Below are 22849 nucleotides of genomic sequence, written 5' to 3'. Positions count from 1 at the left end.
CGATGGCTTATAGCGCACAGGACACACAGCCCTGAACTTCGGTGCCTTCCAGCGCCATTTGCCGTATGCGAATGTAATAAATAGTTTTAATGCCCTTAGTCCAGGCATAGATCTGCGCTTTATTGATGTCACGCGTGGTGGCGGTATCGCGGAAAAATAGCGTCAGCGACAGCCCCTGATCGACGTGCTGCGTTGCGGCGGCGTAGGTGTCGATGATCTTCTGCGGCCCGATCTCATAGGCGTCCTGGTAATACTCCAGGTTGTCGTTGTTCATGTAAGGGGCAGGGTAGTAGACGCGACCAATCTTGCCCTCTTTACGAATTTCGATGCGTGACACAATCGGGTGGATGCTGGATGTCGAGTGGTTGATATACGAAATCGAACCAGTCGGCGGAACAGCCTGCAAGTTCTGATTATAAATACCGTGTGCAATCACGGATTCGCGCAGCGCTGCCCAGTCCTGCTGGTTGGGAATGTGGATGCCAGCCTGTTCAAACAGCTCACGTGCGCGGTCTGTCGTTGGTTCCCACTGCTGTTCGATGTATTTATCAAAATACTCGCCTGTGGCGTATTTGGAGAGCTCAAAGCCTGAGAAGCGCTGATTACGCTCTATCGCTAGCGTATTCGATGCCCGAATCGCGTGGAAAGCGACAGTGTAGAAATAGATATTGGTGAAATCGATGGCTTCTTCTGTGCCGTAAAAAATACGCTCTTTCGCCAGGTAGCCGTGCAGATTCATCTGGCCTAAGCCAATGGCGTGCGATTCGTCGTTGCCTTTTTCGATAGACGGCACAGAACTGATGTGGCTCATATCGGAAACGGCGGTCAGTGCGCGGATCGCCATTTCAACCGTCTGGCCGAAATCAGGCGATGCCATCGCATTGGCGATATTCATCGAACCGAGGTTGCAGGAGATGTCTTTGCCAATATGGCGATAGCCGAGATCGTCGTCGTACAGACTGGCATCATTGACCTGCAAAATCTCAGAACACAGGTTGCTCATATTGATGCGGCCGTGAATCGGATTCGCGCGATTCACCGTATCCTCAAACATCATGTAGGGATAACCGGATTCGAACTGGATTTCGGCGAGAATTTGGAAGAACTCACGGGCCTTGATTTGGGATTTACGGATGCGTTTGTCGTTGACCATCTCGTGGTATTTTTCGGTCACGCTAATTTCCGACAGCGGCACCCCGTATACCTGCTCGACATCATAAGGTGAGAACAGGTACATCACCTGATTATTCTTGGCGAGTTGGAACGTGATATCGGGGATGACTACACCCAAGGACAGCGTCTTGATACGGATTTTCTCATCGGCATTTTCCCGCTTGGTATCCAGAAAACGCAGAATATCTGGGTGATGGGCGTTGAGATACACTGCGCCAGCGCCCTGACGCGCGCCAAGCTGGTTAGCGTAGGAGAACGCGTCTTCCAGCATTTTCATAATAGGAATAATGCCGGACGACTGATTTTCGATACGCTTGATTGGTGCGCCGGTTTCGCGGATGTTGCTGAGCATGAAGGCTACGCCGCCGCCGCGTTTTGAGAGCTGAAGTGCGGAGTTAATTGCTCGACCAATCGACTCCATATTGTCTTCAATACGGAGCAGGAAGCAGGAGACCAATTCACCGCGCTGCTTTTTACCGCAGTTGAGGAACGTGGGTGTGGCAGGCTGGAAGCGCCCGCTTATGATCTCGTCGACCAGTGCGCTAGCTAGTACGGTGTCCCCTTTGGCGAGGGCGAGTGCTACGAGGCAGACACGATCTTCATAGCGTTCCAGATAGCGTTTGCCATCAAAGGTTTTGAGCGTATAGCCGGTGTAGTACTTGAATGCGCCCAGAAAGGTTTGAAAGCGAAACTTGTGAGCGTAAGCCTGCTGGAAAAGGCTCTTGATGAAATCGAAGCTGTATTGATCCAACACGTCCGCTTCGTAGTAGCCTTCTTCAACCAGATAACGCAGTTTTTCTTCCAGATTGTGGAAAAACACGGTGTTCTGGTTCACATGCTGTAGGAAATAACGGCGTGCCGCGAGCTTATCCATCTCGAACTGGATATTTCCCTCCGCGTCGTAGAGGTTCAGCATGGCATTCAGCGCATGGTAATCGAGCGAGTAGGCTTCCGCTTCGGCCTTGGTTGCCTTTGCACTCACGTGGTCTGTTGTTGCCAAAATTCAGTTACTCCCTTACGCACATTTGCAACGTCTTCTGCTGTGCCTAGCAATTCAAAGCGGTACAGGTAGGGCACCTGACATTTCTGCGCGATGATGTCACCGGCGATGCAGTACGCTGCACCGAAATTGGTATTGCCTGCGGCAATCACGCCGCGCAGGTAAGCGCGATTGTGCGGATCGTTGAGAAAGATGATGACCTGACGCGGCACAGCCCCTTTCGTGCTGCCTCCGCCGTAGCTGGGGACAACCAGAATATAGGGGCGATCAACTTTCAATGCAGGCCGTTCTGTCGCTATCGGAATTCTCAGGGCGGGTAAACCAACCCTGGAAATGAAGCGATGCGTGTTTTCCGACTGGCTGGAGAAATAGACCAGCGGGTTCATAGCGCCTCCCTTACTGCAATTGCAGGGCGGCGTTCAGAGTACTGATCTTATCTGGGCGGAAGCCGCTCCAATGGTCATTGGCCGTCATCACGACGGGCACCTGCTGATAGCCCAACGCTCTTACCTGCTGTAACGCCTGTTCATCTTCAGTTAAGTCCACTAGTTGATAGTTAATTCCCTGCTTATCCAGCGCACGACATGTGGCGTTGCATTGAACACAATCTGGCTTAGTGAAAATAGTAATACGCATGATTCGTATTTACCCTTTGGCGTGAAAAAAGTATGTCGGAGCGGCTATCTTCAGGGCGTGTTCACCCGAACCGATCCACTGGGTAGCGACCCGTTACGCGAGTGCCACACAAGGAATACTAGATGTAGGCATTTAAAATTTCAACCACACAAGATATATGATTTTTAGTTGGCCTTATCTAAATTAACGCGAACCCAGATGTGGCAAGGCCGTTAGAGAATGCAAGTAAAAAATGCAGAAAGAAATAAATGTGATGCACATCATTCTTGACGAAATAGTGTGCGAAAAAACGAAAAGGGAAGGAGGGGGAAATGGAAAGGACGACTTTTGCTCGATCAGAATAAAACCGTAATTCTGGCCGATGACAATGTCTGATAGCCGCGGATGTCTCAGGAGATCTATTTACCAAAGGCTGTCGACAAACTTATTTACCGAACGAAAACGGTAGTAACGGAATAGAAGAGTAAAGCGTCCGCGACAAGGAGGTCGCGGCTCGAGCGTAAAGGGATGTATTTACAGCGTCTTTACGATCTATCCGTTATTACCGCACGGCAGGCTTTGTCAGCAGTATCAGGCAGCAACGGCTGCCTTTGGCGGTCGATTACAGAACGGGCAGGTTTCTGCCGTAATAGATTTCCTGCATTTCGTGATACAGCAGATCGGTGATTCTTTTCCGCTCGGCAGCGCTGAGTTCCTCAGGGCTGACGTTGAACAGGTAATGCTTGAGGTCGAAATCTTTCAATAACATCTTGGTATGAAAGATATTTTCCTGATACACGTTCACGTCCATCATGTGATAGAGCGATTTAATATCCTCGGACATGAAGTTTTGGACTGAGTTGATTTGATGGTCGATAAAATGCTTTATGCCATTAACATCACGAGTGAATCCCCGCACGCGATAGTCAATGGTCACAATATCTGATTCAAGCTGGTGGATGAGGTAGTTCAGCGCTTTCAGCGGTGAGATTACGCCACAGGTAGAAACTTCGATATCTGCGCGGAAGGTGCAAAGCCCACCTTCGGGGTGGCTTTCCGGGTAGGTATGAACGCAGATATGGCTTTTATCCAGATGCGCAACGACGGAGTTGGGCAGCGGCCCTGGGTGTTCTGAGGTGTCCACGTCACGCGGATCGATAGGTTCTTCGCTGACCAGAATGGTTACGCTAGCGCCTTGTGGGTCATAGTCTTGACGCGCGATGTTAAGGACGTTGGCACCGATAATTGAGCAGGTTTCAGTGAGGATCTCTGTTAAACGGTTAGCATTATATTGCTCATCGATATAGGCGATATAACCATCACGATCGTCGGCCGTTTTGGTGTAACAGATATCGTAGATACAAAAACTCAGGCTTTTCGTCAGGTTGTTAAAGCCGTGTAGCTTCAGCTTGTGCAATTTACGTCACCCCCTTGTGATTGTGTGATTACCTTAAGTGATGCGTTATTGCGCATTCTGTAGCGCACTCAACAGATACTGTGGCAGGGCAAAGCTGCCGATGTGAACATCAGGCGTGTAATAGCGACAGGTGATGCCGGATTGCGAGAAACGCTGGCGCAGGGTTGCGGCATCTATCTGGCGCAGCGCTGGATTATTGCTGGCCCAGGCGAACGTCATAATGCCGCCGTAGTAAGTCGGGATCGCCGCCTGATAAAAACTGATATCATTGAAATAGTGGCTGAGTTTTTTATGGCTGCCGATGGCTTCATCCTGTTGCAGGAAACACACGCCATTCTGAGCGACAAAGATCCCGCCTTCGTTCAGGCAGTGGGCGCAACCCTGATAGAAATCTGAGGTGAACAGGCTTTCGCCGGGGCCGATAGGGTCGGTGCAATCGGAAATTATGACGTCGAACTTTTCGCTGCACTGTTTGACGAAGTTGACACCGTCATCGATCACCAGCTTAAAACGCGGGTCGTCATAGCTACCCGCACTGTGGTTGGGCAAATACTGGCGACAGAATTCCACCACGCCAGCATCGATTTCCACCATCGTGATTTGCTCGACACCGCGGTGTCGGCTGACTTCCCGCAGCATGCCGCCATCGCCGCCACCGATAATCAGTACGCGTTTGGCGTTGCCATGCGACAGAAGAGGAACGTGGGTGAGCATTTCGTGATAGATGAATTCATCGCGCTCGGTAGTTTGCACCACGCCATCAAGCGCCATCACGCGGCCTAATGCGTCGTTTTCAAAGATGATGAGATCTTGATGATCGGTCTTCTCGTGATACAGCACGCGATCAACCGAAAAATACTGGCCAAAGTTGGTATGTAGGGTTTCATACCAAATTTCTTTCTGGGACATGTTAGGGCTTCCTCCGCGATAACAGCCATGAAAATTGGCGCGCCATCATAGCCGACTCTTTTGCCGCTTGCACGGTCAACTTTCAGTCAGTGCGGAGGAGCAAAGGAATTATTGTGCGTAGGAGAGCAAGCCAAGTGAATTGCGAGCCAGAGACTGACATTTCTTCGGTGTCGGGATAGCGATTTTACTGAGGTCGCGATAGCTATCTTCACCCATTGCCGTCATGTCGTAAGCGTTGTAGTTGCTGAGATCCCAGCGATTCTGCTGAGCAAATGCAACCAGCGTCCGACGAATTTGCTCATTCGGCAGGTCTTGATAGCCACAGTGGTTTTTCAGATAGACAAAGATCGCGGTCAGATCGGCCAGATCTTCCGCTTCAAATTCATTCAGCGCTTTGCTGGCGGAAGAGAAGCTCATCAGGCTTAGCAGGAGCAGAGCCAGCGCAGAGTTTTTCATGGTTGAACCTGTTCCAAATATCGTCAGATGACGTTATCACAGATATCCCATGGGATTCCAAGTTTTCTTACGGGAAACATCTGATATCCCCCGCTATTCTTCAAGCTGCATGGGCGTTGGTTTTGTTACTTTATTCATTCGTGGACCTCGTCCTGTCGGGCTTAGGCTTTACGTGGTGAAAAATACTCACGTTTTTCCCTACAACTCGAATTATTTAGGGGATCGTGATAAAAAATAAGTACTGAGAAGATGGAAAGCGAATGAGTGTAATTATTTGAAATAATTAACATTTATTTTATCGATGCTAAGTAATGAAAATCATCTTGGGTTAATCGTAGGATTAGAGCCTATTTATCGCTGTTTGATACGATGACGCGGCTGTCAGGCTCTGTTATTAATAACAGCGATCTCATCCAATACAGTTTTTATTCTATGATCTCCGGTGTCTGGCGCGTCAGTAGTTGGTTGTTGGCGGGACTGTTGCTGCTTCCTTTAGCGACGGTTTTTTATCAGGCTTTTTTTGCCAGCGGACTGGGATTTACCCAACTGTGGCAAATTGGTTTACCCACCTACCTGATACATTCTGCGGCCATCGTAATGGGGACGCTTTTCTTCAGCCTACTGTTTGGCTTGCCTTCGGCCTGGTTTATCGCCATGTACCGCTTTCCCGGCCATCGCGTATTGCAATGGGCGCTTTGCCTGCCGCTTGCGATGCCCGCTTTCCTGCTCGCTTACCTTTATACCGACGCGTTACGGCACCTGTTCCTGTTGTTAAGGGAAGAAGGGCTGCGGATAGCATCGCCGTGGGGAGAATCCTACGTTGCTGGGCTACCCGTTTCACTTGGCTGTGTGAGTTTGGTTCTGGCGCTGGTGTTGTATCCCTACATTTACCTGTTGGTGCGTGAAGCGTTAGTAAAACAACCTGCCAGTCTGATTCATTCAGCTCGCTTACTGAATCAGACGCGCGTTCAGGTATTCCGTCGCTTATGTTTGCCTATTGCATTGCCAGCGATTGCCTGTGGCGGTGCGTTAGTGGTGGTCGAGACGCTGGGTGATTATGGTGCGGCGTCTTATCTGGGTATTCCAACTATGACAACACAGGTGCTGGATATCTGGCAGGGACAGGGCGATTTGGGGGCAGCCGCGCGTCTTGGGGTATTGATTCTGCCTGCGATCTTTCTGTTGATGTTTCTGGTTAATCTCTGGCGTCGGAAGCAGAAAATTTATCAAGCTCAAGCGAATTCCTCTCTGGTGGTGCCGCCTGTATTGAGTGGTTGGCGCAGCAGGGCGGTTCGCTGTTATTGCTGGGGCGTTGTTTGTTTGTCGTTCCTGTTGCCAGTTCTATATTTACTCTTTCTCGCTATCCGACACATGATGTCGATATGGGATATGGCATTCCTCCACGCGGTGATGAATAGCCTGTTGGCGTCCGCCACGGCGACCATCATCATTACGGTAATGACACTGTCGTTTATCTTCTACACACGCACGGCTGGCGTGTTCGCCAATCAGACGCCGGTTCGGCTGGTTAGCCTGAGTTTTGCCTTACCTGGCGCGGTACTAGCCGTCGGGCTGTTTACCTTGCTGTCGCTGGTGGATAGCGGAATAAATCTGTTTGCCAGTGCTGCCGGGCTTCCCAGCGCGGACGCTTTGCTGGCAGGGTCGCTATTTATTCTCATTGTTGCCTATAGCGTTAAATTTGGCCGCCTGATGCTGGACAGTCTTGAGCGCAGTATGGAAGCCATTCCAAGGTCGCTGGATAGCGCGAGTCTCGTGCTGGGGGCTTCCCCCCTTAACCGTTGGTCACGCGTACATATTCCGCTGTTGCGTCGCAGCATGTTCATCGGGGCGTTGCTGATCTTCACGGAAAGTATGAAAGAGCTGAATATCTCGCTGCTGCTGCGTCCTTTTGGGATTGATACGTTGGCAACGTATGTTTTTCGCTTTACGGCGAGTGAGCAGATTGCGTCATTGGCTTTTCCAGCGCTGATGTTAGTCGCGGTAGGGCTGATACCGGTTTTCTGGCTAAATCGCGCACTGAATATAAAAGGATAGTCACATGGCCGCGTCGATAGATATTCTGAGCGTTCAGGCGGTAAGTTGTACGTTGCAGCAGTCTCCCGTGCTGGAGAACATCTCATTTGCCGTGCGCGATGATGAGACTATCTGTCTGCTGGGCAGGAACGGCTGCGGTAAAACGGCGCTATTACAGGTGATTGCGGGCCTGCTGCCGATTACTCAGGGCAAGATTTTGCTGGAGGGAGAGCCCGTCAGCTCACCGCAGGAATATGTCTTGCCTGAACTGCGTCAGATTGGACTGATTTTTCAGGACTATGCGCTTTTTCCGCATCTCACCGTGGAAGGCAATATTGCGTTTGGTTTATATGGCCGCCCGGAAAGCGAGGTGAAGCCCATCTGTGCGGAGATGCTGGCGCTCTTGCAGTTGGATGATGTCGCTGCGCGTTATCCACACGAGTTATCTAATGAACAGCAGCAGCGTTTGGCGATTGCCCGTGCGCTGGCCTGTGAGCCAAAGCTATTGCTGCTGGACGAGCCATTTCCAGGTCTGGACAGCCAGACTCGCTATCGCCTGATCACCGAGTTACGGCAGGTTCTCAAACAGCGTCATGTCGCGGCGGTTTTCGCCACTCATAGCCGAGAGGAAGCCTTTGCCTGCGCCGACCATCTGATTCTGTTGGATGAAGGGAAGATCATGCAGCAGGGCTATCCATCCGAGCTGTATCATCGCCCGAACAGCCGCTTTGTGGCTGATTTTATGGGGAATACGAACTATTTGCCTGTGAAAATTATGAGCGACCATCAATGGCAGAGCCCATTGGGCGATCACCACGCGACACATCCGCTCAATCAGTCGATCGATTCGCAGTGCGATTGGATGGTGCGTCCGGCAGATGTAGCGCTCGCGCTCGATCCCGATGGCCCGGCGTCGATCGAAGATCGATTATTTATGGGCACGTCAAATTTGTATCGGGTGAAGCTGGGAGAGCTGATGCTGCTGGTGCAGACCGGCAACTGGTTTGAACCAGGACAGCAGGTGCGTTTAAGCATTAAGACGGATCCTCCGGTCTTGTATCCTGCTTTACCGACCGTCAGCAATACGGCTGAAAGCCCCGAAACGAAATGATTACGCCTCTGAGTGCAGATCTGATGCAGGCATGAGCCAGGCGCTGTTGTGCTTTTCAAACCCCAATTTCGGGTAGTAATCCACCGCCAGCGGCCCGGCCAGCAAAATAATTTTGCAGCCTTTTTCCAACTGCTGCGCGGTTTGCTGAATCAGCTTCTTTCCTATCCCCGCATGCTGACAGTCGTCTGATACCGCCAGATCGGACAGATAACAGCAAAAATGAAAGTCCGTCACGCTGCGTGCAATGCCAACCAGTGTTTCCCCTTGCCATGCGGAAACCAGCAGGTTGGCGTGCTTAAGCATACCTGCAATCGCCGTCTCATCATCCAGCGGGCGGCGCGGTCCCAATGAGGTTTTCGCCAACAACTCAACGAACTGCTGGCTGGAAAGCGGGGCGTTCACTTTGTAGCAAACATCCACAGGTGGTGTGCTCATGATGTCTCCTTCATGGTGTGGTTTCTGATATACTTCGCGCGCCTGGGCACTGCCCAGACTGATTTAAACGTCAGCATTGGCGCATCATCGATAATGAATCTGTCATTTTGTCGATGGTGCTGAATACCTTACTTCAAAGAGTTATCAGTATGATGAAACATACCGTGGAAGTCATGATTTCTGAGCAGGAAGTGATGGCGCGGGTTACCGAACTGGGGCAACAGATCAGCGAACACTACCGCGATAGCGGCAGCGATATGGTGCTGGTGGGGCTATTACGCGGATCGTTTATCTTTATGGCTGATTTATGCCGGGCGATCGATGTCCCTCACGAAGTGGATTTCATGACTGCATCCAGCTATGGCAGCGGTATGAACAGTACGCGCGATGTTAAAATCCTGAAAGATTTGGATGAAGATATTCGCGGTAAGGACGTATTGATCGTCGAAGATATCATCGACTCGGGCAATACGCTGAGCAGAGTGCGGGAAATTCTGCAACTGCGTGAGCCGAAATCGTTGGCTATCTGTACGTTGCTGGACAAACCGGAGCGCCGTGAAGTGGCGGTGAAAGTGGAGTGGGTTGGGTTCTCGATCCCTGATGAGTTCGTCGTGGGTTACGGTATCGACTATGCTCAGCACTATCGCCATTTACCTTACGTCGGCAAGGTTGTTCCGCAAGAATAACAGCCAAGATAAGGCCGATGCCGTGAGTGACGCCCAGCGAGTGGGCGTCAGACAGCGAATCAAGACAGCGTGGAAATCGCGCGGCGATAACGCTGTTCTAGCGTCTCCCGATTGGTCGCAGTCACTTCCAGATCGCGCAGACGGCCATCCTGAATACCGTAAACCCAACCGTGGATTGTGACTTTTTGCCCACGCTTCCATGCGGACTGCATGATGGTGGAGTGGCCGAGGTTATAAACCTGCTCGACAACGTTGATTTCACAAAGCGTATTCAGGCGCTGTTCGGGAGGCAATTCCCCCAGCAGCGAACTATGCTTGTACCACAAATCACGGATATGCAGCAGCCAGTTGTTAATCAAACCCAATTCAGGGTTTTCCACCGCCGCCTGAACACCGCCACAGCCGTAGTGGCCGCAGATGATGATGTGTTCGACTTCGAGAACTTCGACAGCATACTGTACAACTGACAGGCAATTGAGATCGGTGTGAATGACCAGATTTGCGACGTTACGGTGAACAAACAGCTCACCAGGTTCAAGGCTTGTCAGACTTTCCGCAGGTACGCGACTGTCCGAGCATCCAATCCATAGAAAACGAGGACGTTGTGCCTGCGCCAGACGTTCAAAATAGCCAGGATCCTCTTCCACCATCGTTTTAGACCAAAGCTGGTTGTTCGCGATGAGCGTTTCAATTTCTTTCATGAAAGTAAATGACCTGTAACAAACAAGGGGCAGTGGGGAGTAATATAAGGCAACATGCGTCGTTTGAAAAACGATAGTTTATACTCGTCATACTTCAAATTTCATGTGCGTTGGCTGCGTTCACTCACCCGAATCACTTACTTGAGTAAGCTCATCGGGATGAAATGGGAGACATCCTGTCTCTCACCGGATGCCAGCCGTTGGCTGGTCAAATTCGTTCCCGACGAATTTGTCCTTCTCTTGCCGCCTGCCTGAAACTTGAATTATTTAGAGTATTTATTTGTCACACTTCGAATCTGTAGAACTCACTGATAATAAGGCAATCCATTTCTTATGACATATGCACTGGAACTGGCGCAACTAACCAAAACTTATTCGGGAGGCGTCAAGGCGTTACGGGGAATCGACCTGAACGTGGAAGCGGGGGATTTCTATGCGCTACTGGGGCCGAACGGCGCAGGAAAATCGACCACGATTGGGATTATCAGCTCGTTGGTGAACAAAACTGCCGGTAAAGTTCGCGTCTTTGGCTACGACCTTGAACTGGATAAAGTCAATGCGAAGCGCCAACTGGGGTTGGTTCCGCAGGAATTTAACTTCAATCCTTTCGAAACCGTATTACAGATCGTGGTTAATCAGGCGGGTTACTATGGCGTTAAACGTCAGGATGCGTTGCCGCGTGCCGAAAAATACCTGAAACAGCTGGATCTGTGGGAGAAACGTAACGAAAAAGCGATGATGTTGTCCGGCGGGATGAAGCGTCGCTTGATGATCGCACGTGCGTTAATGCATGAGCCTAAGCTGCTGATTCTTGATGAGCCGACCGCTGGTGTGGATATCGAATTACGTCGTTCCATGTGGGGCTTTTTGAAGGAGCTGAATGCGCAGGGCACCACGATTATCCTGACGACGCACTATCTGGAAGAAGCGGAAATGCTGTGCCGCAACATCGGGATCATCCAGCGGGGAGAGCTGGTGGAGAATACCTCGATGAAGCAGTTGCTTGCTCAGCTTAAGTCCGAAACGTTTATTTTCGATCTGGCGGCGAAAAGCCCGCTACCACAGATTGAAGGTTATGCGTTCCGCCTGACGGATACGTCAACGCTGGAAGTGGATGTGATGCGCGAGCAAGGCCTGAACGCGTTATTCAGCCAGCTAAGCGCGCAGGGGATCACAATATTAAGTATGCGTAATAAAGCTAACCGGTTGGAAGAGCTGTTTGTCACGTTGGTTAATGGGGACGGGGCGAACGGTAAGGGAGAAAAGGCATGATGCATTTGTATTGGGTGGCGCTACAGAGTATTTGGGTTAAAGAAGTGACCCGATTTGGGCGGATCTGGATTCAGACGCTGGTGCCACCAGTGATCACCATGACACTGTACTTTATTATTTTCGGCAACCTTATCGGCTCACGTATTGGTGAAATGCATGGTTTCACTTACATGCAGTTTATCGTGCCGGGTCTGATCATGATGGCGGTGATTACCAACGCGTATGCCAATGTGGCCTCTTCCTTTTTCAGCGCCAAGTTTCAGCGCAATATTGAAGAGTTACTGGTCGCGCCAGTGCCAACACATGTGATCATTGCGGGTTATATTGGTGGGGGAATCGCGCGTGGTGTCTGCGTTGGCGTACTGGTTACCGCCGTGTCGTTGTTCTTCGTTCCGCTGCATGTGCATGCCTGGTGGATCATCGTTCTGACGCTGTTACTGACGGCGACGCTGTTCTCGCTGGCGGGATTACTGAATGCGGTGTTTGCGAAAACCTTTGATGATATCAGCCTGATTCCGACGTTTGTGTTGACGCCGCTGACCTATCTGGGCGGCGTGTTCTACTCGTTAACGCTGTTGCCGCCTGTCTGGCAGGCCATTTCCAAGCTGAACCCGGTGGTGTACATGATTAGCGGTTTCCGCTATGGCTTCCTCGGGATTCAGGATGTGCCGCTGCTGTTTACGATGTCGGTGCTGATAGCCTTTATCGTGGTGTTTTATCTGCTGGTCTGGTGGCTGATTGAACGCGGACGTGGGCTGCGGACGTAGTTTGTCAGTTATACATAGCTTGATGAGAAGGCGGTGGTAACACCGCCTTTTGATCGCCGTATACTGCGATCAGGCGACCTGAACCGGAATCGCTTTGGCCTGACGCTGTAGTTCATTATCGCCAGAGAAATAGGCAACCTTAGGGTTGTGGCTTCTGGCTTGTTCGTCCGACATCTGCACGTAGGAACAGATAATCAGCTTGTCGCCCACGCAGGCGCAGCGAGCGGCGGCGCCGTTCACAGAGATAATACGTGAGCCTCTTTCGCCTGCAATCGCGTAGGTAGAGAAACGCTGACCGTTATCAACGTTGTAGATATCAATCGCTTCGTATTCCAGAATGCCTGCGGCATCCATAAAATCCTGATCGATGGCGCAAGAGCCTTCATAATGCAAGTCAGCCTGAGTCACTTTGACCCGGTGCAGCTTGCCTTGCAGCATGGTACGTATCATCGCTTTGTTACCTCGGTTCATACAGTCAAATCGACCTGGTGGTTATCAATCAATCTGGCCTTGCCTAACCAGGCAGCCATCAAAATCACGGCACGCGTGCTGGCAGCGCTCAATGGTTGCAGCGTATCAGCATCACGAATAAACAGTTCATCAGGCGTAAAGCCTGCTTCGCGCAATTTCTCTGCCGTTTGTTCCAGCAATGTATCTATCTGGCGATCGCCGTTATCCAACTGCGCCGACAGTTCCATCATCAACTGATAAAGTTGTGGTGCCAGTTGGCGTTCTTCAGCACTGAGATAGCCATTACGTGAACTTAATGCCAAACCGTCTTTTGCACGTACGATAGGGACGCCGACGATATCAATGTCATAGCCCATATCGCGGACACACTGCCGAATCAGCGCTAACTGTTGGTAATCCTTCTCGCCGAAGCAGGCCAAATCGGGCTGTACCAGATTGAACAGCTTGCTAACGATGGTGGCTACGCCTCGGAAATGACCGGGACGGCTGGCACCTTCCAACATGGAGGACAAGCCGGGCACATCGACAAATGTTTGCGAACCCAGTCCATTTGGGTATATCACATCTGGGCTCGGTGCGAAAACCAGATCGGCACCACGGCGGTTCAATTTCTCGCAGTCTTCCTGCAACGTCCGTGGATAGCGGGCTAAATCATCGGGTCGCTCAAACTGCATGGGATTGACAAAAACGCTGACAATAACGATGTCGGCATGCGCTCTGGCTTCATCGACCAGCGTCATGTGTCCGTCGTGCAAATTACCCATGGTGGGAACCAAAGCAATACGTTTCCCTTCCTGACGCCAGCGACGGACTTCGCGGCGCAGCAGCAGAGGGGTTTCGATAATTAACACACCGATACTCCTTAACAACAATAGCCTGATTAGTGGAATGAATGCCGATCGTTTAGGCCCGAGATCTCGGGGGCTACCACGGTGTGAGGCATCCCTGCGGGAACCTCATCACCGTGTTTCCCCCTAAATTCACGTTTCAGTAACCAGCATTAGATTAATGAAATGAATGTTCTTCGGTCGGATAGATACCCTGTTCGACTTCTTGTGCGTACAGGCGTACCGCCGAGCGGATGTCACCGCTTTGCGCCAGAAAGTTCTTGGCAAACTTAGGCGTGCTGTCACCGGTAATGCCTAAAGCATCATGCATGACCAGAATCTGTCCGTCGGTAACATTGCCTGCGCCTATACCGATCACTGGAATCGACAGCGCTTCTGTTACGCGTTTGGCCAGCGCGACAGGTACGCATTCCAGCACGAGCAACTGCGCACCGGCTTCTTCAAGCGCGAGTGCATCGGCCAGCAACTGGTTGGCATCGTTTTCGCTGCGGCCCTGAATTTTATAGCCACCGAAGATGTTAACGGACTGCGGTGTTAGACCCAGATGACCGCAAACCGGCACGGCACGTTCGGTCAGCATTTTTACCGTAGGGGCAAGCCAGCTTCCGCCTTCCAGCTTCACCATATTAGCACCGGCACGCATCAGTTCTGCGGCCTGGCTGAACGTTTGTTCTGGCGTGGCGTAGGTCATAAAAGGCATATCGGAGAGAACCAGAGCCAGCGGTGCGCCACGGCGAACACACTGTGTATGGTAAACGATGTCGTGTGTGGTCACGGGCAATGTGGAATCGTGACCTTGCACGGTCATTCCCAGAGAGTCACCCACCAGCATCACGCGAATGCCTTGTTCAAAAAACAAACGAGAGAAGCTGGCGTCGTAAGCCGTTATCGTAGCGAATTTTCGCTGCTCTTGTTTCCATTGGCGCAAGTGGGAGATAGTCGTCGGTTTCATGACGGTCTTCCTATGTCAATAGGGCGAAGAATCGAGGGGAACATTCTAATGTAAGCCGACGTGTAGCGATATACCCGCCATGCTTCAATCTACTATGTATGCAGGCTTTATTATGGATTAGGCGGGATTGCTATTGTCCCACAATGTCAGACCATTGCGGTCGACAGCAGTTAACCGTTGGGCGAGTGTTTCGCCGTCGGGGAACGTTAGTTCAGGGGCGATTTCCGCGAGTGGATAAAGCATGAATTCACGATTCTTCATGTCGTAATGCGGCACCGTCAGGCGTTCTGTCTGGATGATGGCATCACCGAACAGCAGAATGTCCAGATCCAACGTACGCGGACCCCATCGGTGTGCCTTGCGTTCGCGACCTTGTTCCAGCTCAATCGCCTGTGTGCGATCGAGCAACGACTCGGGGGCTAATTCAGTTTCCAGCTCAACGACGGCATTAAGGTAATCTGGCTGATCCTGTGGGCCGAGTGGGCGACTACGATAAAACGAGGAGCAGCGAACGACGCGAGTTTGTCGAATCGCATCCAGCGCAGCCAGTGCGGCGCGTACCTGTTGCAAAGGCTGGGCAAGATTGCTGCCCAGCGCCAGATACACGCGTGCCATCAGGCTGGATCCCTGCGTGCCGTAGTAGGTTTACGCGGCCGACGAGGGCGGGAGCGACGATGTGGTGTTGGGCCATCATCCAGCGATTTAAGCATATTTTGCTGACGTGGCGGCGCGGCAACCTGGAATTCTCCCCACCATTGAGCCAGACGCAGCAGCTCCTGATGATTTTCAATTTCGGCGCGTAGGCAAAGCAGGTCATACGCGGCGCGGAATTTAGGATGTTCCATCAGTTTATAAGCGCGTTTACCCTGACGACGAGACAGGCGTGTTTGCAACTGCCAGATATCGCGGACTAAAGAGGTAATACGTTTAGGGATCGCCAGAGAACGGCATTGTTCGTCCAGCACATCGTTCATCGCCAGCGCGAACACATCTAAGTAGGCCAGACCACTTTCCTGAGCCAGCTTTTGCGCATGTTCAATCAGCGGATACCACAGCATGGCGGAGAACAAAAATGCCGGATTTACCCGCATATCGTTTTGCAAACGCTGATCGGTGTTTTTCAACACCTGAGCAACCATGCGCTCCAGCGTGGAATCACCGTTTGGTGTGAAATGGCGGCTCAGCAACGGGAAAAGCGGCTGGAACAGCTGGTATTCACACAGCATTTTATAAGTTGGATAACCGTAGCCTGACTGAAGCAGTTTCAGCGATTCTTCAAACATTCGCGCTGCAGGAATATCGTGCAGCAAGGCAGCCAGACGAGGAATCGGTTCGGCGGTTTCTGGGCTGACGGTCATGTTCAGCTTGGCGGCGAAACGGACGGCGCGCAGCATGCGCACCGGATCTTCACGGTAGCGCGTTTCAGGATCGCCAATCATACGGATAACGCCCTGACGCAGATCGTTCAGGCCATTGGTATAATCGCGTACGCTGAAATCAGAAATGCTGTAATAGAGGCTATTGATAGAAAAATCGCGGCGTTGGGCGTCTTCTTCAACCGAGCCAAAAATGTTGTCGCGCAGCAGCATGCCACTCTGAGCCTGCTGAGAAGAATTTTTGGTTTCTTGCTGCTCCTGATGCTGCTCGTGGTGACCACGGAACGTGGCAACTTCAATCACCTCAGGCCCGAACATAATATGTGCGAGACGGAAACGGCGCCCTACCAAACGACAGTTGCGAAATAACTTGCGCACCTGATCGGGCGTAGCGTTAGTGGTGATATCAAAATCCTTCGGCTTTTTGCCCAGCAGCAGATCGCGTACGCCGCCGCCAACCAGATAAGCTTCGTAGCCCGCTTTGTTCAGGCGATAAAGTACTTTCAGCGCATTATCGCTGATGTCACTGCGTGAAATAGTATGTTGGTCACGCGGGATTACCGTCAGATGCTGACGCGGTTCCTCTGATACGACCATTTCATTCTCACGATTCAGTACTTTACGACAAAAATTAGCAACTCGGGAAAAGATAATACACCTCGATAGTGATGGAAAAATCAACGGCACAGCAAAAAACTTCCGGAAGACGTTTTTGACGTCACCCCGACGACGGCCTGCAAAAATGACGGTCAAGTATGGCGCGTCACGAAAAATAGCGGCTAATCATAGCTCACCAATGTCCCTTTGAGAATGCCGATGTGATCGTGGATGCGTTTATTACCGCCTGTAGCGGGACGATATCAAGCGACCAGTGCGCGACAGACCATGCTAGAAGGGCGGAAAGTGCCATCTCTTGCCCATTTTCCGGCAGTGGTTGATTTAAAAACTGCAACGCCGCAAGCAACACGGGACGTGGATCGCTGTCCGGCAGTGCGGGGGCGTGATTCTGTTTGGAAAGCTTATTTCCCTCTGTGTTCAGAGCCAGCGGTAGATGAACATAGGTGGGGATCGCATAACCCAACTGTTGATAGAGCGAAATTTGCCGAACCGTCGGTTCGATAAGATCGGCACCGCGCACGATCTCCGTAATACCTTGATCGTTATCGTCGATGACCACGGCGAGATTATAAGCAAACAGCCCGTCGCGACGGTGGATAATAAAATCTTCCTGCGCGAGAGCCTGGTCGGCATGCAGATCGCCACGCAATTTATCGTGAAAATGAAATACTGGCGCCGTCTGGCGCAAGCGTAGCGCGGCGTTGTCGGCGGGCAGGTTGCGCGTTCGGCAATAGCCATCATAGTGCCCACCCAACTGCTGAATGCGGCTACGCGTACACGTACAGTAATAGCTCATTCCCTGCTGTTGAAGCTGCTGAAGAATTTCGCGATAACGCGCATGGCGCTGTGACTGATAAATCACATCACCGTCCCAGTGCAGACCGTAGTGCTCTAACTGTGCCAGTATGCGGGAAGCGGCTCCGGGAATTTCCCGTGGAGGATCGATATCTTCAATGCGTACTAGCCAGCGCCCTTGTTGGGAGCGAGCTTGAAGATAACTACCTAATGCGGCGATCAGTGAGCCAAAATGCAGGTCACCAGAGGGAGAGGGAGCAAAACGCCCGACATAACGATGAGTTTCGGTAAAATGATTAATCTGGGTAAAACTATTCGTTTGGGTAAAACAATCGGTCACAGACATAAGAGGTTGGTGCTATCTCGTCAGCGTTTATCCAGACAGAAGATAGAATGATGAATGTCATTCATCAGCGGTAAATTATGCGAAGACGGCCCCTGCGAGTGGCAGGAGCCGATTCTGGACAGGAAAATTATCCAGCCATTTGCTTTTCGCGTATCTCTGCCAGCGTTTTGCAGTCGATACACAGATCGGCAGTCGGACGAGCTTCCAGACGGCGAATGCCAATCTCGACGCCACAGGATTCGCAGAATCCGAAATCCTCATCTTCGATTTTCACCAGGGTTTTGGCGATTTTCTTGATCAGCTTACGCTCACGGTCACGGTTACGCAGTTCGAGACTGAACTCTTCTTCCTGCGCCGCGCGATCCACGGGATCGGGAAAATTAGCGGCTTCATCGCGCATGTGCGATACAGTCCGATCCACTTCATCCATGAGTTGGTTGCGCCATGCTTCAAGAATACGCTTGAAATGAGTCAGCTGAGCGTCGTTCATATACTCTTCGCCCGGCTTCTCTTGGTACGGCTCTACTCCGGCAATTGCGAGAATGCTTAGAGAAGATGTCTTACGATTTTGCCCTTCTTGCATGTTGCTTCTCCTACATAACACGACACGCATAATACCCTTTTATGCAGTGAAGTTGCGGCGTTGTTGACCATAACTCCAGCTATCTGGGTATATCGGCCCCCAAAGGGGGAAAAAACAGGCCGCTATAAATAGCAGATGAAGATGGGGTTGGCAATGCTTCCTGACACCGGCCTGATAAAGTGTCAGGAACAACCTGCTTGTACCCGTCATACTTCAAGTTGCATGTGCGTTGGCTTCGTTCGTTCACCCGAATCACTTACCTATGTAAGCTCATCGGGACTCCTTCCCTTGCCGCCTTCCTGAAACTCGAATTATTTAGGGTATACATTAAATAATAAACAATGTGTTACGCCTTTGGTGGTACGTTCGGCGTGTTATGCAATGCTTGTGCTTCATCCCAACAACGGTAGCTTATGCGTCAATTTAATACCGTCAGGGCATAATGTGGAGCCGTAACATAAAATTTCAACCCCTGTCTGCTGCGCTTCGATAAATAATTCCGCATAGCGTGAATCAATATGCCGAGCGGGAGAAACCTGCTGGATCCCTGAATGGAGAACGGCGAAAAAAAGAACGGCGCGTTTTCCATTGGAAACCATCTGTTGTAGTTCACGCAGATGCTTTTGCCCTCTGAGTGTAACCGCATCGGGAAAGTAACCACATTCATGTTGCAATAATGTGACGGATTTCACCTCAATATAGCAGTCAATCCTGTCCGGCGCCTGTAAAAGCAGGTCGATTCGGCTGTTTTCCGTACCGTATTTGACCTCCGTTTTTATGTCCGGATAGCCCGCCAGCTCTTCTATGCGATTTTCCAATAAGGCTTCATACAATAATGTGTTGGCACGCAGAGTATTGACACAAATCCAGTGATTTTGTTGCGTTTCAGTCAGTTCCCAACTTTGTGGATACTTACGTTTAGGGTTATCGGACGTTGAATACCAGACGGTATCACCGGGTGTCGCACAGCCCGTCATTGCACCGGTATTGGCACAGTGTAGCGTGAGTGTCTCACCCTCCGGCGTCACGACATCGGCCAAAAAGCGTTTGTAACGTTTAATCAAGCGAGCAGGTTGTAGGCGTGGGGTATAGTTCATAAGTATCCTGTTCTAACCGTTTATTTGATAAATGACCAGTTTTCCAGCTTTTGATAGCGGTTTTTACCGTTGTCGAAAAGAGACTGATAAAGAGAAAAGTGCGTCATGTCGGCCTGCCAACTGAACGTAGCGGGGGGGATCGCCACGGGGCGAGTTGCACCGCGCAATAACGTAATATGTGGGTGAAAAGGCAATGCTGTTTGATAGCAGCCGTTGCGCGCAGCCTGAGAGCGCAACAGTTCCGCGAGCTGTAACAATCCGCGCGGTGCAAGGCGGCAGCCCAGCCAGACAACACCGGGACGCGGCCAATGTCCAGCGTCATTCAGCGTCAGGGTAAACGCGGGCTGGCGGATACGGCTTGCTAAGGTCTGTAAGACCTGCGCCTTTTGCTCACTCACATCGCCTAAAAACGCCAGCGTCAGATGCAGATTGGCTGCGGCAACTGGGCGGCCCGCTTCCAGAGGAAAGTGTTCGGCACGCCAGCGGATAATTTCTTGCTGTGTGGTTTCCGGCAGTGATAAGGCAAAAAACAGGCGGCGGGTGGCTGACATGGTGCGCTCTCTTGTTCTGATTCCATCCGGTGCTACATTCATCCAGATGCTACAATGCTCGCCGCTGAAAGTTAACCTTATACGGAGATGTCTGTGATTTTACCGCCCGTCAGCGCCGTGCTGGATGATGTGATAACGGCGCTACATACCGCGCCTCAGGTGCTGCTCAATGCCCCAACGGGGGCGGGGAAATCAACCTGGTTGCCGTTGCAATTACTGCAACAGGGCAACGTGAACGGGCGCATCATCATGCTAGAGCCACGCCGTCTGGCAGCGAAGAGTGTTGCCTGGCGTTTGGCGCAACAGTTGGGTGAAGAACCGGGGCAAACGATAGGTTATCGGATGCGCTCGGAAACTTGCGTGAGCAGTGCAACGAAACTGGAAGTCGTCACCGAAGGCATGTTGACCCGTTTGCTGCAACAGGATGCGGAACTGCAAGGTGTCGCGCTAATCATCCTTGATGAATTCCATGAGCGCAGCGTGCAGGCCGATTTGGCATTGGCGCTGCTGCTGGATGTGCAACAGGGGCTGCGTGACGATTTAAAGCTGCTGATTATGTCCGCGACGCTCGACAATGTGCGGCTGTCAGCGCTCTTGCCGGAAGCCGTCTGTGTGGTTTCCGAAGGCCGTAGTTATCCGGTAGAACGGTGTTACGCACCGCTAAATAGCCAGGAGCGTTTGGAAGAGGGCGTTGCGCGACAGGTGCGGCGTTTGCTCAGTGAAGAAGACGGCTCGCTGCTGCTGTTTTTACCCGGCGTGGCGGAAATTCGCCGCGTGCAGGCGCTGCTGGAAAATAGCGTGTCGAGCGAGACCGATCTTTGTCCTTTATATGGCGCCTTGACGCTGGCGGAACAGCAAAAGGCCATTCTGCCTGCGGTGCCGGGCCGCCGTAAGGTGGTATTAGCCACTAACATCGCTGAAACCAGTCTGACAATTGAAGGTATCCGTCTGGTGGTGGACAGTGGCCTTGAGCGCGTGGCGAGCTTCGATGTGAAAAGCGGCGTGACTCGGCTGGTGACGCAGCGAATCAGTCAAGCCTCGATGGTACAGCGCGCGGGACGAGCAGGGCGCTTAAGTCCCGGTATTTGCTGGCATCTGTGCTCTCGCGAACAGGCAGAGCGCGCCGCGGTGCAAAGTGAAGCCGAGATTCTGAATAGTGATTTAAGCAGCGTCTGGCTGGATTTATTACAGTGGGGCTGTACCGATGTGGCGCAGCTCACATGGCTGGATATGCCACCGGCGCCTGCGCTTTATGCCGCACGCCAATTACTACGCCAGCTTGGTATTACCGATGACCAAGGTCGGTTGACCGCTGAGGGGCGGAAGATTGCGGCACTCGGCAGCGATGCCCGACTGGCAACGATGTTGTATGCCGCGTCACTGCAAGGTTCAGATGCGTTGGCGACCGCAGGGTGTTTGGCGGCGATACTCGAAGAGCCGCCGCGTAGCGGGTCGATCAATCTGGCTGACTGGCTGCATCGCCCGCTCCCTCATTGGTTGCGGCGGGCAAAACATCTAACACGCCGTTTATCGACGACCTCGGGGCATATTGATGGCGGTGAAGCTGACTGGCTGCTGGCGCAGGCTTTCCCTGACCGTATCGCCCGGCGGCGCAGTCAGGATGGACGCTACCAACTGGCTAACGGTAGCGGCGCGATGATGTCGGCGGATGACGCGTTGTCAGGTAACGAGTGGCTGCTGGCACCAGCACTGTTGCAGAATAACCAGAGCGCAGATGCGCGGATTCTACTGGCGTTGCCGCTGGATATTGAGCGGCTGGAACGGCGGTTATCTGGATTAATAAATGAACGTAACGTGGTGCACTGGGACGAAGAAAAGGGTACTCTGCGCGCCAGCCAGCGTGACCAGATAGGTTGCCTGATTCTGCGAACGCGCCCATTGAATAAGCCTTCTGATGAGGCATTACAGCAGGCGATGCTATTCTGGATTCGGGAACAAGGGCTTAAAGCATTAAATTGGGACGCTGTGGCGTTGCAGCTACGCGCGCGACTACAGTGTGCTTGCCAGTGGTTACCCGAGGTTGACTGGCCGCAAGTGGACGACGACACGCTACTGGCAACGCTGGAAATCTGGTTGCAGCCGTCACTGTCTGGCGTGCGCGATTTACGTGCGCTGCACCAGATTAATTTGAGCGATGCGCTGCTGCGGCTGTTGGATTGGTCGCTGCGCCAGCGACTGGATAGCGCACTGCCCACGCACTACACGGCACCCGGCGGTAGTCGTTTGCCTATCGCTTATTATGTCGATAAGCCACCAGTGCTGTCGGTACGGATGCAGGAAATGTTCGGTGAGCAGCAGAGCCCGCTGCTGGCAGAAGGTCGTGTGGCGCTAGTGTTGGAACTTTTATCGCCAGCACAGCGTCCACTACAGATTACGCGCGATTTAGCTGCGTTTTGGCAAGGCACGTACCGCGAGGTGCAAAAAGAGATGAAGGGGCGTTACCCCAAGCATATCTGGCCTGACGATCCAGCGAATACGGCTCCAACGCGACGTACCAAGAAATATCAGAATCACTAATTTCAGACGTTTCCGCTTTCCCAAAAAAGAGGCTGGAAACAGAGTAGGCGGCTTGAGCGCAGAGCAGATAGCCGTGAACAACCTGATGGAGAAGTTAT

At 51.9% G+C, this 22849-nt stretch carries 23 protein-coding genes; 6 read left to right on the top strand and 17 right to left on the bottom strand.

Going from position 1 to position 22849, the window contains the following annotated elements; genetic code table 11:
* Positions 1-7: 7 nt before the first annotated feature.
* The 6 genes from nrdE to A0G03_RS18285 form a co-directional block, all read right to left on the bottom strand.
* Positions 8-2155 carry a class 1b ribonucleoside-diphosphate reductase subunit alpha gene (gene nrdE, locus A0G03_RS18310; protein ID WP_167389303.1) on the bottom strand — a complete coding sequence of 716 codons (2148 nt, stop codon included), beginning with the start codon at positions 2153-2155 and terminating at the stop codon, positions 8-10.
* Positions 2152-2559 carry a class Ib ribonucleoside-diphosphate reductase assembly flavoprotein NrdI gene (gene nrdI, locus A0G03_RS18305; RefSeq protein ID WP_048261651.1) on the bottom strand — a complete coding sequence of 136 codons (408 nt, stop codon included), beginning with the start codon at positions 2557-2559 and terminating at the stop codon, positions 2152-2154. Before nrdI ends, nrdE begins: the two co-directional genes overlap by 4 nt.
* A gap of 10 nt (positions 2560-2569) precedes the next feature.
* Positions 2570-2809 (bottom strand): glutaredoxin-like protein NrdH, encoded by a 240-nt coding sequence (nrdH, locus tag A0G03_RS18300; protein ID WP_011094848.1) that lies wholly within the window; start codon positions 2807-2809, stop codon positions 2570-2572.
* Between the two features lie 601 nt (positions 2810-3410).
* Complete coding sequence (gene speD, locus A0G03_RS18295) at positions 3411-4205, bottom strand: adenosylmethionine decarboxylase (protein ID WP_048261650.1); 795 nt, start codon at positions 4203-4205, stop codon at positions 3411-3413.
* Between the two features lie 45 nt (positions 4206-4250).
* The gene (gene speE, locus A0G03_RS18290; protein ID WP_048261649.1) at positions 4251-5114 is read right to left on the bottom strand and encodes a polyamine aminopropyltransferase; all 864 of its coding nucleotides are present in this window, start codon (positions 5112-5114) and stop codon (positions 4251-4253) included.
* A 108-nt stretch (positions 5115-5222) separates the two neighbouring features.
* Positions 5223-5570: a YacC family pilotin-like protein gene (locus tag A0G03_RS18285; protein WP_011094845.1), complete on the bottom strand. Its 348-nt coding sequence runs from the start codon at positions 5568-5570 to the stop codon at positions 5223-5225.
* A 369-nt stretch (positions 5571-5939) separates the two neighbouring features.
* Between A0G03_RS18285 and A0G03_RS18280 the strand changes: the two genes are divergently transcribed.
* Positions 5940-7625 (top strand): ABC transporter permease, encoded by a 1686-nt coding sequence (locus A0G03_RS18280; RefSeq protein WP_053075317.1) that lies wholly within the window; start codon positions 5940-5942, stop codon positions 7623-7625.
* 4 nt (positions 7626-7629) lie between these two features.
* A complete protein-coding gene (locus tag A0G03_RS18275; protein WP_048261647.1) occupies positions 7630-8715 on the top strand; it encodes an ABC transporter ATP-binding protein in 1086 nt (361 codons plus the stop codon).
* On the opposite strand, the gene A0G03_RS18270 is transcribed toward A0G03_RS18275, so the two are convergent.
* Complete coding sequence (locus A0G03_RS18270; RefSeq protein WP_048261646.1) at positions 8716-9150, bottom strand: GNAT family N-acetyltransferase; 435 nt, start codon at positions 9148-9150, stop codon at positions 8716-8718.
* A gap of 152 nt (positions 9151-9302) precedes the next feature.
* Here A0G03_RS18270 and hpt point away from each other — a divergent pair, with 152 nt between their 5' ends.
* On the top strand, positions 9303-9836 hold the full coding sequence (gene hpt / locus A0G03_RS18265; protein WP_011094841.1) for a hypoxanthine phosphoribosyltransferase: 534 nt from the start codon (positions 9303-9305) through the stop codon (positions 9834-9836).
* Positions 9837-9895: 59 nt separating this feature from the next.
* On the opposite strand, the gene can is transcribed toward hpt, so the two are convergent.
* On the bottom strand, positions 9896-10537 hold the full coding sequence (gene can / locus A0G03_RS18260) for a carbonate dehydratase (protein ID WP_005969011.1): 642 nt from the start codon (positions 10535-10537) through the stop codon (positions 9896-9898).
* A gap of 333 nt (positions 10538-10870) precedes the next feature.
* Here can and A0G03_RS18250 point away from each other — a divergent pair, with 333 nt between their 5' ends.
* Positions 10871-11809: an ABC transporter ATP-binding protein gene (locus tag A0G03_RS18250; protein WP_048261644.1), complete on the top strand. Its 939-nt coding sequence runs from the start codon at positions 10871-10873 to the stop codon at positions 11807-11809.
* Complete coding sequence (locus tag A0G03_RS18245) at positions 11806-12576, top strand: ABC transporter permease (RefSeq protein WP_039307158.1); 771 nt, start codon at positions 11806-11808, stop codon at positions 12574-12576. The genes A0G03_RS18250 and A0G03_RS18245 overlap by 4 nt, the downstream gene beginning before the upstream one ends.
* Before the next feature lie 69 nt (positions 12577-12645).
* Here A0G03_RS18245 and panD read toward each other — a convergent pair whose 3' ends face one another.
* The 9 genes from panD to thpR form a co-directional block, all read right to left on the bottom strand.
* A complete protein-coding gene (gene panD / locus A0G03_RS18240) occupies positions 12646-13026 on the bottom strand; it encodes an aspartate 1-decarboxylase (RefSeq protein ID WP_048261641.1) in 381 nt (126 codons plus the stop codon).
* Positions 13027-13043: 17 nt separating this feature from the next.
* Positions 13044-13898 carry a pantoate--beta-alanine ligase gene (panC, locus tag A0G03_RS18235; protein ID WP_048261640.1) on the bottom strand — a complete coding sequence of 285 codons (855 nt, stop codon included), beginning with the start codon at positions 13896-13898 and terminating at the stop codon, positions 13044-13046.
* Positions 13899-14052: 154 nt separating this feature from the next.
* On the bottom strand, positions 14053-14847 hold the full coding sequence (panB, locus tag A0G03_RS18230; RefSeq protein WP_048261636.1) for a 3-methyl-2-oxobutanoate hydroxymethyltransferase: 795 nt from the start codon (positions 14845-14847) through the stop codon (positions 14053-14055).
* Between the two features lie 117 nt (positions 14848-14964).
* On the bottom strand, positions 14965-15462 hold the full coding sequence (folK, locus tag A0G03_RS18225) for a 2-amino-4-hydroxy-6-hydroxymethyldihydropteridine diphosphokinase (RefSeq protein WP_048261634.1): 498 nt from the start codon (positions 15460-15462) through the stop codon (positions 14965-14967).
* Entirely contained in the window at positions 15462-16874 is a 1413-nt protein-coding gene (gene pcnB / locus A0G03_RS18220) for a polynucleotide adenylyltransferase PcnB (protein WP_206742589.1), read from the bottom strand. Before pcnB ends, folK begins: the two co-directional genes overlap by 1 nt.
* A 139-nt stretch (positions 16875-17013) precedes the next feature.
* A complete protein-coding gene (gene gluQRS, locus A0G03_RS18215; protein ID WP_048261630.1) occupies positions 17014-17982 on the bottom strand; it encodes a tRNA glutamyl-Q(34) synthetase GluQRS in 969 nt (322 codons plus the stop codon).
* 127 nt (positions 17983-18109) lie between these two features.
* Positions 18110-18565: an RNA polymerase-binding protein DksA gene (gene dksA / locus A0G03_RS18210; protein ID WP_048261628.1), complete on the bottom strand. Its 456-nt coding sequence runs from the start codon at positions 18563-18565 to the stop codon at positions 18110-18112.
* 392 nt (positions 18566-18957) lie between these two features.
* Positions 18958-19662 carry a DNA/RNA nuclease SfsA gene (gene sfsA, locus A0G03_RS18200; protein WP_048261625.1) on the bottom strand — a complete coding sequence of 235 codons (705 nt, stop codon included), beginning with the start codon at positions 19660-19662 and terminating at the stop codon, positions 18958-18960.
* A gap of 20 nt (positions 19663-19682) precedes the next feature.
* On the bottom strand, positions 19683-20213 hold the full coding sequence (thpR, locus tag A0G03_RS18195; RefSeq protein ID WP_048261623.1) for an RNA 2',3'-cyclic phosphodiesterase: 531 nt from the start codon (positions 20211-20213) through the stop codon (positions 19683-19685).
* A gap of 93 nt (positions 20214-20306) precedes the next feature.
* On the opposite strand from thpR, the gene hrpB reads away from it, so the two are divergent.
* Positions 20307-22751: an ATP-dependent helicase HrpB gene (gene hrpB, locus A0G03_RS18190; RefSeq protein WP_048261621.1), complete on the top strand. Its 2445-nt coding sequence runs from the start codon at positions 20307-20309 to the stop codon at positions 22749-22751.
* Positions 22752-22849: the final 98 nt, after the last annotated feature.

Origin of the sequence: Pectobacterium peruviense (assembly GCF_002847345.1) — a bacterium.
Taxonomy (GTDB): domain Bacteria; phylum Pseudomonadota; class Gammaproteobacteria; order Enterobacterales; family Enterobacteriaceae; genus Pectobacterium; species Pectobacterium peruviense.
The sequence above is the reverse complement of the archived record's forward strand: the minus strand, read 5'-3'. Positions and strand labels throughout refer to the sequence as shown.

Excerpts from the sequence above, each read along its gene's own strand:
- A0G03_RS18285 (WP_011094845.1), bottom strand. The coding sequence starts at position 5,570 with ATGAAAAACTCTGCGCTGGCTCTGCTCCTGCTAAGCCTGATGAGCTTC.
- A0G03_RS18275 (WP_048261647.1), top strand. The coding sequence starts at position 7,630 with ATGGCCGCGTCGATAGATATTCTGAGCGTTCAGGCGGTAAGTTGTACG.
- A0G03_RS18245 (WP_039307158.1), top strand. The coding sequence starts at position 11,806 with ATGATGCATTTGTATTGGGTGGCGCTACAGAGTATTTGGGTTAAAGAA.
- A0G03_RS18270 (WP_048261646.1), bottom strand. The coding sequence starts at position 9,150 with ATGAGCACACCACCTGTGGATGTTTGCTACAAAGTGAACGCCCCGCTT.
- A0G03_RS18250 (WP_048261644.1), top strand. The coding sequence starts at position 10,871 with ATGACATATGCACTGGAACTGGCGCAACTAACCAAAACTTATTCGGGA.
- folK (WP_048261634.1), bottom strand. The coding sequence starts at position 15,462 with ATGGCACGCGTGTATCTGGCGCTGGGCAGCAATCTTGCCCAGCCTTTG.
- hpt (WP_011094841.1), top strand. The coding sequence starts at position 9,303 with ATGAAACATACCGTGGAAGTCATGATTTCTGAGCAGGAAGTGATGGCG.
- A0G03_RS18280 (WP_053075317.1), top strand. The coding sequence starts at position 5,940 with ATGACGCGGCTGTCAGGCTCTGTTATTAATAACAGCGATCTCATCCAA.
- speE (WP_048261649.1), bottom strand. The coding sequence starts at position 5,114 with ATGTCCCAGAAAGAAATTTGGTATGAAACCCTACATACCAACTTTGGC.
- can (WP_005969011.1), bottom strand. The coding sequence starts at position 10,537 with ATGAAAGAAATTGAAACGCTCATCGCGAACAACCAGCTTTGGTCTAAA.
- panB (WP_048261636.1), bottom strand. The coding sequence starts at position 14,847 with ATGAAACCGACGACTATCTCCCACTTGCGCCAATGGAAACAAGAGCAG.
- thpR (WP_048261623.1), bottom strand. The coding sequence starts at position 20,213 with ATGTCAGCCACCCGCCGCCTGTTTTTTGCCTTATCACTGCCGGAAACC.
- dksA (WP_048261628.1), bottom strand. The coding sequence starts at position 18,565 with ATGCAAGAAGGGCAAAATCGTAAGACATCTTCTCTAAGCATTCTCGCA.
- nrdH (WP_011094848.1), bottom strand. The coding sequence starts at position 2,809 with ATGCGTATTACTATTTTCACTAAGCCAGATTGTGTTCAATGCAACGCC.
- gluQRS (WP_048261630.1), bottom strand. The coding sequence starts at position 17,982 with ATGTCTGTGACCGATTGTTTTACCCAAACGAATAGTTTTACCCAGATT.
- sfsA (WP_048261625.1), bottom strand. The coding sequence starts at position 19,662 with ATGAACTATACCCCACGCCTACAACCTGCTCGCTTGATTAAACGTTAC.
- nrdI (WP_048261651.1), bottom strand. The coding sequence starts at position 2,559 with ATGAACCCGCTGGTCTATTTCTCCAGCCAGTCGGAAAACACGCATCGC.
- panD (WP_048261641.1), bottom strand. The coding sequence starts at position 13,026 with ATGATACGTACCATGCTGCAAGGCAAGCTGCACCGGGTCAAAGTGACT.